13 protein-coding genes are annotated in these 16,324 nt (G+C 67.0%); 5 read left to right on the forward strand and 8 right to left on the reverse strand.

What is annotated here, in order from left to right; all coding sequences use genetic code 11:
- Positions 1-55: 55 nt before the first annotated feature.
- Positions 56-883, forward strand: a complete 828-nt coding sequence (locus ACGRVM_RS03330) for an AraC family transcriptional regulator (RefSeq protein WP_377168718.1) — start codon at positions 56-58, stop codon at positions 881-883.
- Here ACGRVM_RS03330 and ACGRVM_RS03335 read toward each other — a convergent pair.
- A complete protein-coding gene (locus ACGRVM_RS03335; RefSeq protein ID WP_449619162.1) occupies positions 856-1,452 on the reverse strand; it encodes a lytic transglycosylase domain-containing protein in 597 nt (198 codons plus the stop codon). The genes ACGRVM_RS03330 and ACGRVM_RS03335 overlap by 28 nt on opposite strands.
- Positions 1,453-1,644: 192 nt before the next feature.
- Here ACGRVM_RS03335 and ssb point away from each other — a divergent pair, with 192 nt between their 5' ends.
- On the forward strand, positions 1,645-2,157 hold the full coding sequence (ssb, locus tag ACGRVM_RS03340) for a single-stranded DNA-binding protein (protein WP_377168716.1): 513 nt from the start codon (positions 1,645-1,647) through the stop codon (positions 2,155-2,157).
- 238 nt (positions 2,158-2,395) lie between these two features.
- Positions 2,396-4,216, forward strand: coding sequence for a translational GTPase TypA (gene typA / locus ACGRVM_RS03345; protein WP_377168714.1), 1,821 nt, complete (start codon positions 2,396-2,398; stop codon positions 4,214-4,216).
- Between the two features lie 10 nt (positions 4,217-4,226).
- Here the strand turns inward: typA and ACGRVM_RS03350 are convergent, their stop codons facing one another.
- From ACGRVM_RS03350 to recA, 4 genes are all read right to left on the reverse strand, one after another.
- Positions 4,227-4,781, reverse strand: a complete 555-nt coding sequence (locus tag ACGRVM_RS03350; protein ID WP_377168712.1) for a histidine phosphatase family protein — start codon at positions 4,779-4,781, stop codon at positions 4,227-4,229.
- Positions 4,782-4,845: 64 nt separating this feature from the next.
- Entirely contained in the window at positions 4,846-5,133 is a 288-nt protein-coding gene (locus ACGRVM_RS03355) for a DUF1330 domain-containing protein (protein WP_377168710.1), read from the reverse strand.
- Between the two features lie 3 nt (positions 5,134-5,136).
- Entirely contained in the window at positions 5,137-7,800 is a 2,664-nt protein-coding gene (gene alaS / locus ACGRVM_RS03360) for an alanine--tRNA ligase (RefSeq protein WP_377168708.1), read from the reverse strand.
- Positions 7,801-7,941: 141 nt separating this feature from the next.
- Complete coding sequence (gene recA / locus ACGRVM_RS03365) at positions 7,942-9,024, reverse strand: recombinase RecA (RefSeq protein WP_377168706.1); 1,083 nt, start codon at positions 9,022-9,024, stop codon at positions 7,942-7,944.
- Positions 9,025-9,217: 193 nt separating this feature from the next.
- Here recA and ACGRVM_RS03370 point away from each other — a divergent pair, with 193 nt between their 5' ends.
- Complete coding sequence (locus tag ACGRVM_RS03370) at positions 9,218-9,856, forward strand: sulfotransferase family protein (RefSeq protein WP_377168704.1); 639 nt, start codon at positions 9,218-9,220, stop codon at positions 9,854-9,856.
- Here ACGRVM_RS03370 and ACGRVM_RS03375 read toward each other — a convergent pair.
- The 3 genes from ACGRVM_RS03375 to guaB all read right to left on the reverse strand — a co-directional run bounded on the left by ACGRVM_RS03375 (position 9,820) and on the right by guaB (position 14,952).
- On the reverse strand, positions 9,820-12,069 hold the full coding sequence (locus ACGRVM_RS03375; RefSeq protein ID WP_377170003.1) for an ATP-binding response regulator: 2,250 nt from the start codon (positions 12,067-12,069) through the stop codon (positions 9,820-9,822). The two genes, ACGRVM_RS03370 and ACGRVM_RS03375, sit on opposite strands and share 37 nt — an antisense overlap.
- Positions 12,070-12,285: 216 nt before the next feature.
- Positions 12,286-13,452, reverse strand: coding sequence for an RsmB/NOP family class I SAM-dependent RNA methyltransferase (locus ACGRVM_RS03380; protein ID WP_377168702.1), 1,167 nt, complete (start codon positions 13,450-13,452; stop codon positions 12,286-12,288).
- 51 nt (positions 13,453-13,503) lie between these two features.
- Positions 13,504-14,952 (reverse strand): IMP dehydrogenase, encoded by a 1,449-nt coding sequence (guaB, locus tag ACGRVM_RS03385; protein ID WP_377168700.1) that lies wholly within the window; start codon positions 14,950-14,952, stop codon positions 13,504-13,506.
- A gap of 164 nt (positions 14,953-15,116) precedes the next feature.
- On the opposite strand from guaB, the gene speB reads away from it, so the two are divergent.
- The gene (gene speB, locus ACGRVM_RS03390) at positions 15,117-16,073 is read left to right on the forward strand and encodes an agmatinase (protein WP_377168698.1); all 957 of its coding nucleotides are present in this window, start codon (positions 15,117-15,119) and stop codon (positions 16,071-16,073) included.
- The last annotated feature ends 251 nt before the right edge of the window (positions 16,074-16,324 follow it).

Genomic DNA, 16,324 nt, shown 5'->3' on the forward strand with positions numbered 1-16,324 from the left:
AGGCGGCTCGATATGCCGCTCGAACTTGCACGTTTCGATCCGGCCAGGCCCCATCATGACCGATGCCCCGCAAATCCTGACCTTCGCGCAATGGTCGCGCGGCGCGCCCTGGCGCCTCGGGCTGCCGCATAGCCAGCCGCGTCATGCGCTCATCTGGGTCACGCGCGGGCAGACGCGGGCCAATCTCGGCGGTCTGCGGCGCGGGATCGGCGCGCATAACGCCCTGGCGATCCCGGCGGGCACGCTGTTCTCGCTCGAGGTCAACCCGGCCTGTTATGGACAGGTATGCCTCATCGCGCCCGGCGGGCCGGCCCTCATGCCCGACACGCCCGAGCTTCTGCGCATCCGCGACGGCCAGAGCCAGGGCGAGTTGACCGCGCTGCTCGATGCCATGACGCGCGAGAGCAGCGCCGGGCGCCCCTTCGCGGGCGAGGCGCGCCACGCGCTCGCCATCATGGTGACGGTCTGGCTGCGGCGCGCGTTGATCGAGCAGGAGGCGCCCCCGCGCCCGACCGCGGCGCAGCGCCTGACCACGGCCTATGCCGCGCTGGTCGAACAGGATTTCGCGACCGGCCAGCCGATGGCGGCCTATGCCCGCGATCTGGGCGTGACGCCGACGCATCTGACGCGAAGCTGCAAGGCGGCTTGCGGGCTCACCGCCGCCGATCTGCTGGTGCAGCGGGTGCTGCACCGCGCGCGCGAGATGCTCGAGGACGGGGATGATGCCGTGCGCCATGTCGCGGCGCAGCTCGGCTTCGGCAGCGCGGCCTATTTCTCGCGCTTCATCGCGCATCACACGAAGCTCAGCCCTTCCGAGCTGCGCCGCCGCGCGCGCAAGGCCGTGTCCGGGGCCGATCAGCTTCCCAGGATCACGCGCACGTAATTGGTGGTTTCCTTGTAGGGCGGCACGTCGCCGTATTTTTTCACCGCGCCAGGACCCGCGTTATAGGCCGCGAGCGCCAGCCGCCACGAGCCGAATTCGCGGTACTGCATGGCGAGATAGCGCGCGCCGCCTTCGAGGTTCTGACGCGGATCATGCGGATCGACCCGCAGGATCTTCGCCGTGCCGGGCATCAGCTGCGCAAGACCGATCGCGCCCTTGTGGCTGAGCGCCGTGGGCTTCCAGCCGCTTTCCTGTTGCACGAGCCGCAAAAAGAGATCCTCGGGCACCGCATGCTTGCGCGCAGCCTCCTTGGCCATGACGAGGAACTCGCCACGGTACTTGCCGGTATAGGCCTTGACGGTACCCCATTTCGTGGGCGTCTCGATCCGGTTCGGCTGAAGCCGCACCGACGCCTTGTATTGCGAGGCCGCGCGGGTATCGAGCACGCTGGTCTGCGACGCGAAAAGGGTGCTGCGGCTTTTGGTGGAGATCGTCTGGGCCGACGCGGCGGGCGCGGCCATCTGTGCGATCGAGAAAATGGCCAGTGCCGTTCCAAGGAAAGTCTTCATGCGATCTCTCTTTGCCGTGCCGGTCGCAGATGGGTTACCCGATTCTGACGCGCAATTCCAGCCTGACGCGCATCGGGCCTCGTCCGGCGGGTGCGGGCGGCGGCCCTGCCCTCATATTTTAGGCTGGCGTTAACCCTGATCTGATGATGTAACACGGAGTCAAATTCAAAGCCCCATCAGGAGGACGCACGCATGGCCGGGTCGGTTAACAAAGTCATCATCATCGGCAATCTGGGCCGCGATCCCGAGGTGCGCACGTTCCAGAACGGCGGCAAGGTGTGCAACCTGCGCATCGCCACCTCCGAGACCTGGAAGGACAAGAACACGGGCGAGCGGCGCGAGAAGACCGAGTGGCATTCCGTCGCCATCTTCTCCGAGCCGCTGGCGCGCGTGGCCGAGCAATATCTCAAGAAGGGCTCGAAAGTGTATATCGAGGGCCAGCTCGAGACGCGCAAATGGCAGGATCAATCCGGTCAGGACCGCTATTCGACCGAAGTCGTGCTGCGGCCCTACACGTCCACGCTGACCATGCTCGACGGGCGCGGCGAAGGCGGCGGTGCCAGTGGCGGCGGCGGCTATTCCTCCGGCGGCGGTGGCGGCTATGGCGGCGACCGCGATTACGGCGGGCCGGACGATGGCGGGCGCTCGGGCGGCGGCGGCGGCGGCGCCCCCTCGCGCGATTTCGACGACGAAATCCCCTTCTGAGCCGTCCGGCCCTCGCGGCTTGACCCGATCATGACCATGGGCGCCATCACATGGCGCCCATCTCGTTAACCCCCGATCGCAGCCCGGCGCCTACGCCCTCGGGCGGCACTTGCCCCCTCCGTGAGCGATGCACGCGGCGCAAAGCCGCGCGCCGATCTTCGCCGGAACGGCTCTTTGCTCTGGTCAAATCCGCCCGCAGGCTATAGGGCGCTGAAAAAAACCCCAAGGATTGACCGAAATGGACCTTCGCAACATCGCGATCATCGCCCACGTGGACCATGGCAAGACGACGCTGGTCGACGAATTGCTCAAGCAATCGGGTGCCTTCCGGGCCAACCAGGCCGTGGACGAGCGCGCGATGGACAGCAACGATCTCGAGCGCGAGCGCGGCATCACGATCTTCGCCAAGCCGACCTCGGTCGAATGGAAGGGCAAGCGCATCAACATCGTCGACACGCCGGGCCACGCCGATTTCGGCGGCGAGGTGGAGCGCATCCTGAGCATGGTCGACGGTGTCGTCCTTCTTGTCGATGCCGCCGAGGGCCCGATGCCGCAGACGAAATTCGTGACCTCCAAGGCGCTCGCGCTCGGCCTGCGCCCCATCGTGGTGCTCAACAAGGTCGACAAGCCCGATGCGGAACCCGACCGCGCGCTCGACGAGTGCTTCGATCTCTTCGCCAGCCTCGGCGCCGATGACGACCAGCTCGATTTCCCGCACATGTATGCGAGCGGCCGCAACGGCTGGGCCGATCACGAGCTCGACGGCCCGCGCAAGGATCTGAGCGCCCTCTTCAAGCTCATCGTCGATCACGTCCCCGCGCCCAAGCAGGTCAAACGGCAGGACGAGGATTTCCGGATGCTCGCCACGACGCTCGGCGCCGACCCCTTCGTGGGCCGCCTACTGACGGGCCGCGTGGAATCGGGCAAGCTCCGGGTCGGCGCGACCGTGCAGGCGCTCAGCCGCATCGGCCAGAAGATCGAGCAGTTCCGCGTGACCCGCATCCAGGCCTTCCGCGGCCTCTCCAGCCAGGACATCGAGGAGGCGCAGGCCGGCGATATCGTCAGCCTCGCGGGCATGTCGAAGGCCACCGTCGCCGACACGATCTGCGCGCTCGCGGTGGACGAGCCGCTCGATGCGCAGCCCATCGATCCGCCCACGATCACCGTGACCTTCGGGATCAACGACAGCCCGCTCGCGGGCCGGGACGGCAAGAAGGTGCAAAGCCGCGTCATCCGCGACCGCCTGCTCAAGGAAGCCGAATCGAACGTGGCCATCAAGGTCACCGACACGCCCGGCGGCGAGGCGTTCGAGGTTGCGGGCCGCGGTGAATTGCAAATGGGCGTTCTGATCGAGAACATGCGCCGCGAGGGCTTCGAGCTCAGCATTTCGCGCCCCAAGGTGGTGATGCGCGAAGGCGAGAACGGCGAGCGGCTCGAGCCGATCGAGGAAGTCACGATCGACGTCGATGACGAATATTCCGGCGCCGTGATCGAGAAGATCACCGGCGCGCGCAAGGGCGATCTCGTCGAGATGAAGCCCGCAGGGGCCGGCAAGACGCGCATCATCGCGCATGTCCCCTCGCGCGGCCTCATCGGCTATCATGGCGAATTCCTGACCGACACGCGCGGCACCGGCGTTCTCAACCGCGTGTTCCATAGCTGGTCGCCCCATCGCGGCGTCATCCCGGGCCGCCGCGCGGGCGTTCTCATCTCGATGGAGAACGGCGAGTCGGTGGCCTACGCGCTCTGGAACCTCGAGGATCGCGGCAAGATGTTCATCGGCGCTCAGGCCAAGGTCTATACCGGCATGATTATCGGCGAGCACAGCCGCGACAACGATCTCGAGGTGAACCCGCTCAAGGGCAAGAAACTGACCAACGTGCGTGCGTCGGGCACCGACGAGGCCGTGCGCCTCACGACACCCGTCGAAATGACGCTCGAACAGGCCATCGCCTATATCGACGACGACGAGCTGGTCGAAGTGACGCCGAACGCGATCCGCCTGCGCAAGCGCCATCTCGACCCGCATGAGCGCAAGCGCGCCTCGAAAAGCGCCTGATACCGGGCTTTTATGGATCGACGAGGAAACGGCCAGCTTCGACGAGCTGGCCGTTTTCGTTCGGGAGCGTCACGACGATCTCGCCCGAGCGGGGAAAGACGCCGCTGAGCGCCGTGATGTTCACCTGATGCGTCACCAGAAGCGGGCGCGCATCCGCGGGCAGCTCGGCCAGCACCTCCCGCACCGCGCGGGCCTGCGCCTCGCGGTCGCCGCGCCCGGCGAAATGCGAGTTGAGCGCCGGCAGCGGCGTCACCTCGCCAAGATCCAGCAGGGCGGCGGTTTCGCGGCAGCGGCACCATTCGCTGGTGAAGACATGCGTCGGCACCATACCCGCCTGCCGCAGCGCCGCGCCGATCCGGCGCGCCTGCGCGCGCCCCGCTTCATCGAGATTGCGCTGCGTGCTGCAATCGCCGAGCGCGAAATTCGCGGGATCGCCGGTGCCGGGGGCGAGCGCATGGCGCATGAGCAGGACTGCTCCCGGCTGATCGAGCACCGAGGCATCCTGCGCCGACGACAGACCCGGCGCCATCGCCAGAAGCAATCCCATGATCCAGGCGCGTATCATCCGCATGTCTCCCTTTGTTTCCAAAGGCACATAGCGGCGAAACGCCCCGTGACCAGCGCCCCGGTTACTCGGAAGTCTCGACGATCAGCAACTCGCGCTCGGACGCGCCGCGCGCATGGCTCAGCGCCTCCTGATATTCGGGCGAGTGATAGCAGGCCTCCGCGGCCTCGACGCTTTCGAAACGCGCGACCACGTTGCGGGGGCGCTCCTTGCCTTCGAGCTGCACGAAGCGTCCGCCGCGCGCGATGAATGCGCCGCCATGCTTGGCGATGGCGGGTCCGGCCAGCGCGGCGTATTTGCCGTACGCCTCCTCGTCGGTGACGGTCACATGCGCGATCCAGAGTGCTGGCATGGCTTATCCTTTCAAAAGGTTGCGCACCGCGTCGATCGCGGCGTCCGAATTGGCGGCATCGGCGGCGCCCCCCTGGGCGAGGTCCGCGCGGCCGCCGCCGCCCTTGCCGCCCAGCTCGGTCACGGCGGCGCGCACCATGTCGACCGCCGAGAGGCTGCCGGTCATATCCTCGGTCACGCCCGCCGCGACGGCGGCCTTGCCGCCCGTATCCGCGATGAGAAGCACCGCGCCGCTTTCGACTTTCGCCTTGAGCTGGTCGATGAGGCCCGGCAGATCCTTGCCCGCGACCCCGCTCATTACCTGCGCGATGAGCCTTTTGCCGCCGATCTCTTCGATTTCGGCCTCGCCGCCTTTGCCCGCGCCGCCCGCCATGGCGAGATCGCGGCGCAGCTGCGCCACCTCCTGCACCAGCGCGCGGCGCTCGTCCATGAGCGCGCGCACACGCGCTTGCGCGTCCTCGGGGCGGACCTTGAGCGCGCCCGCGATCTCGGTCAGCGCCTTCGAGTGCCCGCCGAGATAGCGCAGCGCCGCGTCGCCGGTCAGCGCCTCGATCCGGCGCACGCCCGCGCTCGAGGCCGCATCGCCCAGAAGCACGAAGAGCCCGATATCGCCGGTGCCGCTGACATGCGTGCCGCCGCAAAGCTCGATCGAATACGTCGCGCCATCCGCGCCGCGCCCCGAGCCGTCCTTGCGGCCCATCGACACGACGCGCACCTCGTCGCCGTATTTCTCGCCGAAGAGCGCCTGCGCGCCCAGCTCCCGCGCCTCGTCCGGCGTCATGATCCGCGTCTGGACCGGCGCGTTCTGGCGGATATAGGCGTTCACATCGGCCTCGACGCGCGCCAGCTCGTCGGCGCTCAGCGCCTTGGTGTGGCTGAAATCGAAGCGCAGACGGTCCTCGGCGTTGAGGCTGCCGCGCTGCGCGACGTGATCGCCCAGCACCTCGCGCAGCGCCTCATGCAGAAGATGCGTCGCCGAATGGTTGGCCCGGATCGCGCTGCGGCGGTCGTGATCCACCTCGAGCTGCGCGGCGGCACCCCTCGTGATCTTGCCGCGTGTCACTTCGGCGAAATGGATGAAGACGCCGGCCACTTTCCTGGTGTCGGTGATGCGCGCCTCGCCGCCCTCGCAGCGCAGGGTGCCGCTATCGCCCACCTGACCACCGGCCTCGGCGTAGAAGGGCGTCTGGTTGAGCACGATCTGAACGGTATCGCCTTCGCCCGCGCTCTCGGCCTGCGCGCCGTCCTTGACCAGCGCGACGATCTGCGCCTCTGCGCTCTCGGTATCGTAGCCGAGGAAATCCGTCACGCCCTTCGCCTCGGCGATGTCGTACCAGACCGCCTGATCGACCGCCTCGCCCGTGCCCGCCCAGGCCGCTCGCGCCTTGGCCTTCTGCTCGGCCATGGCCGCATCGAAGCCCGCGATATCGACGCCGCGCCCCTTCTCGCGCAGCGCATCCTGCGTCAGATCGAGCGGGAAGCCGAACGTGTCGTAGAGCTTGAACGCCGTCTCGCCGGGAAGGTCCGCGCCTTCGCCCAGATCCTGAAGCGCGTCGTCGAGCAGGCCAAGACCACGGTCGAGCGTCTGCTTGAAGCGCGTCTCCTCGAGGCGGAGCATCTCCTCGATCATGCCCTGCGCGCGGCCGAGCTCGGGGAAAGCTTGCCCCATCTGCCCCACGAGCGACGGCACCAGCCGGTGCATGACCGGATCCTTCGCGCCCAGCAGATGCGCATGGCGCATCGCCCGCCGCATGATGCGGCGCAGCACATAGCCCCGCCCCTCGTTCGAGGGCATCACGCCATCGGCCATCAGGAAGGAGGTCGAGCGCAGGTGATCCGCGATCACGCGGTGATGCACGTTGCCCGGGCCGTCGGGGTCGGTCGAGGTGGCATGCGCGCTCGCCTCGATCAGCGCGCGCATGAGGTCCGTGTCGTAATTGTCGTGCTTGCCCTGAAGGAGCGCGCCGATCCGCTCGAGGCCCATCCCGGTGTCGATCGACTGCATGTCGAGATCGCGCTGCGTGCCGTCCTCGAACCGCTCGTTCTGCATGAAGACGAGGTTCCAGATCTCGATGAACCGGTCGCCGTCCTCCTCGGGGCTGCCCGGAGGGCCACCCCAGATCTCGGGGCCGTGGTCGTAGAAGATCTCGGAACACGGGCCGCACGGGCCGGTCGGGCCCATCGACCAGAAATTGTCGTCCGTCGCGATGCGGATGATACGCTCGTCCGGCAGGCCCGCGACCTTCTTCCAGATCGTCGCGGCCTCTTCGTCGGTGTGATAGACCGTGACCAGAAGCTTGGATTTGTCGATGCCGAAATCGCGGGTCAGAAGCTCCCAGGCGAAGCGGATCGCGTCGTCCTTGAAATAGTCGCCGAAGCTGAAATTCCCCATCATCTCGAAGAAGGTGTGATGGCGCGCCGTGTAGCCTACATTGTCCAGATCGTTATGCTTGCCGCCCGCGCGGACGCATTTCTGGCTGGTCGTCGCGCGCACGTAGTCGCGCTTCTCGACGCCGGTGAAGAGGTTCTTGAACTGTACCATGCCCGAATTGGTGAACATGAGCGTGGGATCGTTGCGCGGCACAAGAGGCGAGCTGTCGACGACGCGGTGATCGTTGCGGTCGAAATAGCTCAGAAAGGTCGAGCGGATATCGTTCAGCGTCGGCATGCGGGAAGCCTCTTTGCAATGGGGTGGCCCTAAGGGCCCGGCGCGCCTCTAGGTATCCGCCCGCGCGCGCCCTGTCCACCGCAAGAAAGAAGGCCCGGCGCGCTGCTGCGGCCGGGCCTTTCGCTCACATATCAAAGGGCGTCACGCCTCCATCACATCGTCGCCGCTGCCGCCATCGTCATCCGAGGCGCCCATGTCGAAGTCGAGCCCGTGCGCCGCGCGAATCTTGTCCTCGATCTCGAGCGCGATCGAGCTGTTTTCCTTGAGGAAGGTCTTGGCGTTCTCGCGGCCCTGCCCGATGCGCTCGTCGCCGTAGCTGAACCAGCTGCCGGATTTCTCGACCACGCCCGCCTTGACGCCGAGATCGAGAATCTCGCCCATCTTCGAGATGCCCTCGCCGTACATGATGTCGAATTCCACCTGCTTGAAGGGCGGCGCGACCTTGTTCTTGACGACCTTGACGCGCGTCGCGTTGCCGACCACCTCGTCGCGATCCTTGAGCGCGCCGATGCGGCGGATGTCGAGCCGGACCGAGCTGTAGAACTTGAGCGCGTTGCCGCCCGTCGTCGTCTCGGGGCTGCCGAACATGACTCCGATCTTCATGCGGATCTGGTTGATGAAGATCACGGTGCATTTCGTGCGGCTGATCGAGCCCGTCAGCTTGCGCATCGCCTGGCTCATCAGGCGGGCATGCACACCCACGCTGCTGTCGCCCATGTCGCCCTCGAGCTCGGATTTCGGCGTGAGCGCCGCGACCGAGTCGACGACGACCATGCTGACCGCGCCCGAGCGCACCAGCGTGTCCACGATCTCGAGCGCCTGCTCGCCCGTGTCGGGCTGGCTGATGAGAAGCTCATCGAGATCGACACCGAGCTTGCGGGCATATTGCGGATCGAGCGCATGCTCCGCGTCGACGAAGGCGCAAACGCCGCCCTTCTTCTGCTCTTCGGCCACGCAATGCAGCGTCAGCGTCGTCTTGCCCGAGCTTTCGGGGCCGTAGATCTCGACGATCCGGCCCTTCGGGATGCCGCCGATGCCGAGCGCGATATCGAGGCCGAGCGAGCCGGTGGAGGTCGATTCCATGTCGGTGATCGGGTTATCCCCCAGCTTCATGATCGAGCCCTTGCCGAACTGCCGTTCGATCTGGGCCAGCGCACTGTCGAGGGCCTTCTGCTTGTCCGCGCTCTTCTTGTTGTCCATGCTCAAAAGATCTGCCGTTGCCATTGCGTTCGCATCCTTATTCCACACCATGCCACTAGCGGCAATCGTTGCGTTTGTTCGCCTCTTGTTCTCGCCTTAATGCAGACAAAACGCGAACATTTCAAGCCAAATGTTCCATGCCTTCACAATCGGCGCGAAGTGTTGAAGAAAGGTTAAGGGCATTCCTGACTGCGCCCTTTTAGCCGTGAAGGGCGCCATGCTGGTCTTTTCAAAGCAGAAACTGGTCTTTCTGTCGGTCCCGAAGACCGGCACCACCGCATGGCAGGCCGCGCTCGCGGAGCATGCCTCGATGATCGTGAGCGATCCGCCCGAGCTGAAACATGCGCCGATTTTCCGCTACAACCGCTTCTTCCGGCCCGCGCTCGAGAAATTCATCGGCGAGGATCTGCATGTCATCGCCGTGATGCGCGAGCCGATCGACTGGCTGGGAAGCTGGTATCGCTATCGCCAGCGCCCGTTTCTGTCGGGCAAGCCAGTGAGCACGGAGGATATGAGCTTCGATGCCTTCGTGCGCGACTATGTCGCTGGCGCGCAGCCGCGGCACGCGAATGTCGGATCGCAGTCGAAATTCCTTGAGCCGCAGAAGAACGGCACCGCGGCGACGCATGTCTTCCGCTACGAGGATCAGCCCGCGCTCGCCGACTATCTCGAGGCGCGGCTCGGGTTCCGTGTCGAGACGGACCGCCTCAACGCCTCCCCGCGCGAGCCGCTGGCGCTCTCGCCCGAGACCGAGGCGGTTCTGCGCCGCAAATACGCGCCCGATTTCCGGCTTTACGCCAGCATCGGCCCGGATGGTTCCTACACGCCCGAACCCGTGCCCTCTCCGATCAACTGAGCGCCGCGCCGCCCCCGCGCGCCGCACTCCCCCATCTGCCGCTGCACCACCTCGGTCAGATCCGTGAGCGAGAAGGGTTTGGGCAGGAAAACCGAGTTCGGAATGCGCGCCTGCGTGTCGCCGAAATCCTCTTCCGCGTAGCCCGAGACGAAGACGACGCGGGTGCGCGGCCGGTCGATCAGCGCCTTCTGGACCCAGCTCGGCCCGTCGAGACCGGGCATGACCACGTCGGTCACGAAGACATCGACGGCGAGATTTGGATCGGACAGAAGCTCGAGCGCCTCCTCGGCGGACTCGGCCTCGAGCACGGTGAAGCCGCGCATCTGGAGCGCGCGCGAGGCGAAGGCGCGCACCGGCGCCTCGTCCTCGACCAGAAGCACGATCCCCTCGTCTGGACCCTCGTCGATGGCCGTGCGCGCCGCGGCCTCGGCGGGCCGCTCCGCCTGATCATGCGCGGGAAACATCAGGAAGAAGTTGGTGCCCTGCCCCGGCGCGCTGTCGACGAAGATGAAGCCGCCCGTCTGCTTGACGATCCCGTACGCCGTCGAAAGGCCGAGGCCCGTGCCCTCGCCTGTCTTTTTCGTGGTAAAGAAGGGCTCGAAGACCTTTTGAAGCCGCTCCGGCGGGATGCCGATGCCTTCGTCGGTCACGTCGATGCGCACCCATCTGCCCGGCGCGACGATGGCGCGGTCGCGGTGGAGGGGCGCATCGAGCGTCACGTTGCGCGTCTCGATCGTGATCTCGCCGCCCGAGGCCATCGCATCGCGCGCGTTCACCACGAGGTTCATGATGACCTGCTCGAGTTGGCGCTTGTCCGCGCGGATCGACCACAAGGTCGGATCATGCCGGAGCGAGAGCACGATTTTCTCGCCCACGAGGCGGTTGAGAAGATGCGTGAGGTCCGACATCGCGTCGCGCAGATCCATCACCTCGGGCCGCAGCGTCTGCTTGCGCGAATAGGCCAGAAGTTGGCCGACCAGCGCCGCCGCGCGGTTGGCGTTCTGCGCGATCTGCAAAAGATCGCCATAATCGGAATCGCCCTGATCGTGCCGCAGGAGGAGCAGGTCGCAATGGCCCGAGATCGCGGTGAGCAGGTTGTTGAAATCATGCGCGACGCCCCCGGCAAGCTGCCCGATCGCCTGCATCTTTTGCGACTGGACGAACTGCGCCTCGAGCGATTTGAGCTCGGTCGCGTCGCTCAGCACCGCGATGAGCTCCGTCTCGCCCTCCTGCGCCGCGCGGGCGAGCGTGACCTGAATGAAGACCTCCTCCTCGGCGCGGCGCACGCGGAGGACCTCGGAATGGACCGTGCCGCGCCCTTCGGCCGCATCCTCCAGCCAGTCGGGGATCGAGCGGCCCAGCCCCTCGAGCAGATCGGTGACCTGGCGGCCCTGCCACTCGGCGCAGCCCAGAAGCTCGGCCGCCTGCCTGTTGCAGAGCCGGATGGCGCCCGCGCGCGTCAGTTTGAGCAGCGGCACGGGCAGCTCATCGAAGAGGCTCCATGCCCCGGCGGGGCGCTCGTCCTCGGCGAGGCCCGGCATGATGAAGACCTCGCGCCGGCCCGCGATCCCCTCGAGCTCGACGACAAGGCACGGCTCCACCCCCGCTTGCGTGCTGATCCGGTTCATCCGCCCCGAGCGCAGCGGCAATTCGGTGCAGATCCGGTCGAGCGTGCGCGCCCGCTCTCCGATCAGCAGGCGCGCCGCATCGTTCATGAAAAGGATGGCGTTGTTGCGTCCGACCGTCAGCATCGGCAGCGGCACAGCGCCGCCGCGCCGGGCCGCGCCATCCGCCGATTTCTCGATCCGCCAGACCAGCATCCGGGCGCCCGCGCGGTGCACGGCGAGGCGCACATGCCCCGCCCCCGTCACGATATCCTCATGCGCCGAGCCGCGCGCGGCCGCGCGCGTCTGAAGCCGGTAGAGCAACGCGCCGGGATTCGCGATGAGCGGCTGAAGCGCGCCCGCGAGCGTCGCGTGTTCCTCGGCCGCATAGCTTCTGCGCGCCGCCTCGTTGAACGAGATCACCGCCCCATCCGGCCCCGTCACGAGGCAGGCGGCGGCATCATGGCGTATGAGATCCTCGATTGAGAGCGCCGCGCGACCGGCCCCCGCCTCGCCGAGGCGCGCGGCGGCAAGGATCCAGAGGGCCGAGCCGCCGAGGATCATCGCCACGAGGGCGAGCAGATACCGCTCACCGCCGGGCGCGACCATCCCCGCAGTCACCGCGAAGAGCAGAGCCGAGCAGAGGACGAGCCCCGCATGCGGGCGCAGGCGCGCGGCGGCGCGCCGGATGGCGCCGAAATCGGTTTCGGAAAGGGTCACGGCGGGGTCGGTCCTCGGCTGCGTCACGATCGAGTGAGAGTGAAGCACGAGGTCTTAAGCGGTGGTTAATTCTTTGCTCGAAAACACACGCAAAACGTGTAAAGTTTACGACGAACGCGCCAAATGTGCCACATAGAACCCGTCTCCCGCCTCTGAGATCGGGTATCTACGTTGAAACGCGCAGCGCCATTCGGGGTGCCGCGCCAGGAAATCATCGATCCGCGCCTCGTTCTCGGCCGCGAGAACCGAACAGGTCGCATAGACCAGCAGCCCGCCGGGCGCGACCAGCTCCGAGGCGTCATCGAGGATGCCCGATTGCATCCGCGTCAACTCGGCCAGCCGCTCGGGCGTCAGGGTCCACTTGGCCTCGGGCGTGCGCCGCCAGGTGCCGCTGCCCGAGCACGGCGCGTCGCAAAGAACCACCGAAAACGGGGAATTCGCTCGCAGATCCGATGTCTCGAGCAATGTCACCGCCGCACCGGCGCGGGCGGCGCGCGCCGGCAGATCGCGCATGCGCGCAGGATCGATGTCATGGGCGAAGACCTGCGCGTCCGAGCGCGCGGCGAGCGCCAGCGCCTTGCCGCCGCCGCCCGCGCAATAGTCGAGAACGCTCCGCGCGCCGGACAGATCGATGCCTTCCATCGCGGCCTGACCCGAGCCGTCCTGAAGCTCGACCAGACCCTCGCGAAAGGCGGCACTCTGCGCCACGCGGCGCGCACCTTCTGTGACTATTATCGCCGTCTTTGCAATAGGATGCGCCTCGGAGTGAATGTCATCCTGGGCGAGCGCCGCAATCGCCTCGTCGCGGCTGGCGCGGCGCAGGCAGGCCCTGAGCATGATGGGCGCCCGGTGGCGCAAGGCCTCGGCCGCGCCCGCCGCGTCGCCGCCGAGCGACACCTCGAATTCGGGCCATAGCCAGTCCGGCAGATCGAGCGCGTCCATGCCCTCGGGACGGGCGCCGGCGGCTTTTTCTTCGTCGCTCAGCGGCGCCGGAGCATGCCGCACGCCGGTGAAGAGCGTCTCGGGATTGATCCCCTGGGCCCGGAGCGCGCCGATCATGCGCGCGCGCCCCGTCTCGCCGCCGCCGAGGCAGGCATGCGAGCGCCAGCAGCGCAGCGCCTCGTAGACCAGATCGCGCACCGCCGCCCGATCGCCCGAGCCGGCGAAGCGCGCGCCGCGCGCCCAGCCCGTCAGAACCTTCTCGGCCGGCGCGCCCGCGCCGATCCGGTCCAGCAACTCGGCCGCAGCGGCGATGCGCGCGGCGGGCGTCATCGAATCGCCCGCGCGGCTACTTGAAGAATGACCCGCAGCACGCTGATTAAATTATCCGATCCGATAATTGGGCGACTCGCGCGTGATCTGCACGTCATGGACATGGCTCTCGCTCAGACCGGCATTCGTGATGCGCACGAATTCGCAATTCTGCCGCATCTCGTCGATCGTCGCGCAGCCGGTATAGCCCATCGCGGCGCGCAGCCCTCCGACAAGCTGATGGATGACCGTTCCGGCGGCCCCCTTGTAGGGCACCTGCCCCTCGATCCCTTCGGGCACCAGCTTGTCGCTCGCCGCGTCTTTCTGGAAATAGCGGTCGGCGCTGCCGCGCGCCATGGCGCCGAGGCTGCCCATGCCGCGATAGGCCTTGTAGGAGCGGCCCTGGAAAAGGATCATCTCGCCCGGGCTTTCATCCGTCCCGGCGATCATGCTTCCGACCATGGCGCAGGAGGCGCCCGCGGCGATGGACTTGGCGAAATCGCCCGAGAACTTGATGCCGCCATCTGCGATGATCGGCGTGTCGCCGGCGGCGGCCACGCAATCCATGATCGCGGTCAGCTGGGGCACGCCCACACCGGCGACCATGCGCGTGGTGCAGATGCTGCCGGGCCCGATCCCGACCTTGACCGAGTCGGCGCCCGCATCGATCAGCGCGCGCACAGCGTCGCCCGTCGCGACGTTGCCGGCCACGACCTGCACATCGCCCGAGATCGCCTTGGCGCGGCGCACCGCTTCGGCCACGCCGGCGGAATGGCCATGCGCGGTGTCGATCACGATCATGTCGGCGCCCGCATCGACCAGCGCCTCGGTCCGCTCGAAGCCGGCATCGCCCACAGTGGTCGCGGCGGCGACGCGCAGACGGCCCAGATGGTCCTTGCAGGCCGAGGGATTGAGGACCGCCTGCTCGGTATCCTTGAGCGTCAGAAGGCCGGTCAGCTTGCCCTTCCCGTCCGTGACGAGCAGCTTCTCGATCCGGCGCTCCTTCATCAGCGATTTGGCCTCCTCGAGATCGGCCGGCTCCTGCAGGATCGCCAGATCGTCCGACGTCATCATGACGCGCACCGGCGTGCGCTCGTCCTGCGCGAACCGCATATCGCGGTTGGTGACGATGCCCACGACGCGGCCCGCCTCGTCGATCACCGGAAAGCCGCTGACGCGGTACTGCTCCTGAAGCGCTTTTGCATCGGCGAGGGTCTGATCGGCGGTGAGGGTGATCGGGTTGTAGACGATCCCGCTCACGAAGCGCTTGACCCGGCGCACCTCGGCGGCCTGTTCGGCGATGTCGAAATTGCGGTGAATGACGCCCATGCCGCCATATTGCGCCATGCAGATCGCCATGCGGCTCTCGGTGACCGTGTCCATGGCCGAGCTCAGCAGCGGGATGTTGAGCGCGATCGAGCGGGTCACCCGCGTGCGCGTGTCGGCGGTGCTGGGCAGCACGTTGGACGCGGCGGGAAGCAGAAGGACATCATCGAAGGTCAGGGCCTCACGAATCTTCATCACGTGTCTCCATGATAGGATCGTTTGGCAACTCCCTATTTCACGGATGCCGGGCGGGCGAAAGGCAAAAGGCGGGTCTGCGGCAAAACACGGCTTGCCCGGGCGCGCGGCGCCTGTCTATCTGGCCGGGCCCGGGGAGGGGCGCGCAGGCAGGAGGCTTCGGCATGAGCGGACATGAGTATGAAACGGGGCGGCTGAACCTGCCCTTCGTCGGGATTTCGACCTTCGGCAAGCGCCCCTATGTCGCGGACTGGTCGGCGATCGACGCAGATATCGCGATCCTCGGCGCGCCCTTCGACGGCGGCACGCAGTTCCGGCCCGGCGCGCGCTTCGGCCCGCGCAGCGTGCGGGAGGCCTCGACGCTTTTCAGCTTCGGGCATGGCGGCGCCTACGATCATGAGGACGACGTGACCTATCTCGGCCCTGACATACGCATCGTCGATATCGGCGACGCCGATATCGTGCACACCGACACGGCGCAGAGCCATGCGAACATCGCCGAGGGCGTGCGCGCGATTCTCGCGGCCGGCGCGCTGCCGGTGACCATCGGAGGCGATCATTCGGTCAACATCCCCTGCATCGACGCGTTCGAGGGCCGGGGCGACATCCACATCCTCCAGATCGACGCGCATCTCGATTTCGTGGACGAGCGGCATGGCGTGCGCACTGGGCATGGCAACCCGATGCGCCGCGCCGCCGAGAAGCCCTATGTCACCGGCCTCACGCAGCTCGGCATCCGCAATGTCAGCTCGACCGCGCGGGACGGCTACGAGGCCGCGCGCGGGATGGGCTCCGATATCCTCTCGGTGCGCCAGTGCCGCGCGCTCGGCCCGGAGGCGCTTGCAGGCCGCATTCCGGCGGGCGCACGCGTTTATCTCACGCTCGATATCGACGGCTTCTGCCCCTCCATTGCGCCCGGCACCGGCACGCCGAGCCATGGAGGCTTTCTCTATTACGAGGTCCTCGAACTGCTTCAGCAGGTCGCGCGGCGCAACGAGATCGTCGGCATCGACCTGGTCGAGGTGGCGCCCGCCTATGACGCGGGCGACAGCACATCGGTGCTGGCCGCGCAGGTTCTGCTCAATCTTCTGGGCTTCATCATGCACGCCCGCCGCGGCTGATGCGCACAGGCCCGTCCTTCATCTTGGCCCAAATACTCCCGCCGGAGGCGTCCCGCGGGTGCAAAACATCCGATCCGACCTGAATCGCGCAACAAATGGAAAGAAAATCCACTCCGCACGACATTTTATCCGCTGGGCCGCTTGACCCTCCCGAGACAGGGTCATAATGTCCCCAGCGCAGCCAATAAGGAGTGGTCCGGTGGAGCCGCAGGTAGTACTTACACGGAAATTGCGCATGGGCCGGTAGCCGG

The sequence above is a fragment of the Roseovarius aquimarinus genome (genome assembly GCF_043661195.1).
Lineage (GTDB): Bacteria > Pseudomonadota > Alphaproteobacteria > Rhodobacterales > Rhodobacteraceae > Roseovarius > Roseovarius aquimarinus.

Bases quoted from the DNA above. Each gene is read 5' to 3' on its own strand.
- ACGRVM_RS03330 (WP_377168718.1), top strand. From the start codon at position 56: ATGACCGATGCCCCGCAAATCCTGACCTTCGCGCAATGGTCGCGCGGC.
- ACGRVM_RS03335 (WP_449619162.1), bottom strand. From the start codon at position 1,452: ATGAAGACTTTCCTTGGAACGGCACTGGCCATTTTCTCGATCGCACAG.
- ssb (WP_377168716.1), top strand. From the start codon at position 1,645: ATGGCCGGGTCGGTTAACAAAGTCATCATCATCGGCAATCTGGGCCGC.
- typA (WP_377168714.1), top strand. From the start codon at position 2,396: ATGGACCTTCGCAACATCGCGATCATCGCCCACGTGGACCATGGCAAG.
- ACGRVM_RS03350 (WP_377168712.1), bottom strand. From the start codon at position 4,781: ATGATACGCGCCTGGATCATGGGATTGCTTCTGGCGATGGCGCCGGGT.
- ACGRVM_RS03355 (WP_377168710.1), bottom strand. From the start codon at position 5,133: ATGCCAGCACTCTGGATCGCGCATGTGACCGTCACCGACGAGGAGGCG.
- alaS (WP_377168708.1), bottom strand. From the start codon at position 7,800: ATGCCGACGCTGAACGATATCCGCTCGACCTTTCTGAGCTATTTCGAC.
- recA (WP_377168706.1), bottom strand. From the start codon at position 9,024: ATGGCAACGGCAGATCTTTTGAGCATGGACAACAAGAAGAGCGCGGAC.
- ACGRVM_RS03370 (WP_377168704.1), top strand. From the start codon at position 9,218: ATGCTGGTCTTTTCAAAGCAGAAACTGGTCTTTCTGTCGGTCCCGAAG.
- ACGRVM_RS03375 (WP_377170003.1), bottom strand. From the start codon at position 12,069: ATGGTCGCGCCCGGCGGTGAGCGGTATCTGCTCGCCCTCGTGGCGATG.
- ACGRVM_RS03380 (WP_377168702.1), bottom strand. From the start codon at position 13,452: ATGACGCCCGCCGCGCGCATCGCCGCTGCGGCCGAGTTGCTGGACCGG.
- guaB (WP_377168700.1), bottom strand. From the start codon at position 14,952: ATGAAGATTCGTGAGGCCCTGACCTTCGATGATGTCCTTCTGCTTCCC.
- speB (WP_377168698.1), top strand. From the start codon at position 15,117: ATGAGCGGACATGAGTATGAAACGGGGCGGCTGAACCTGCCCTTCGTC.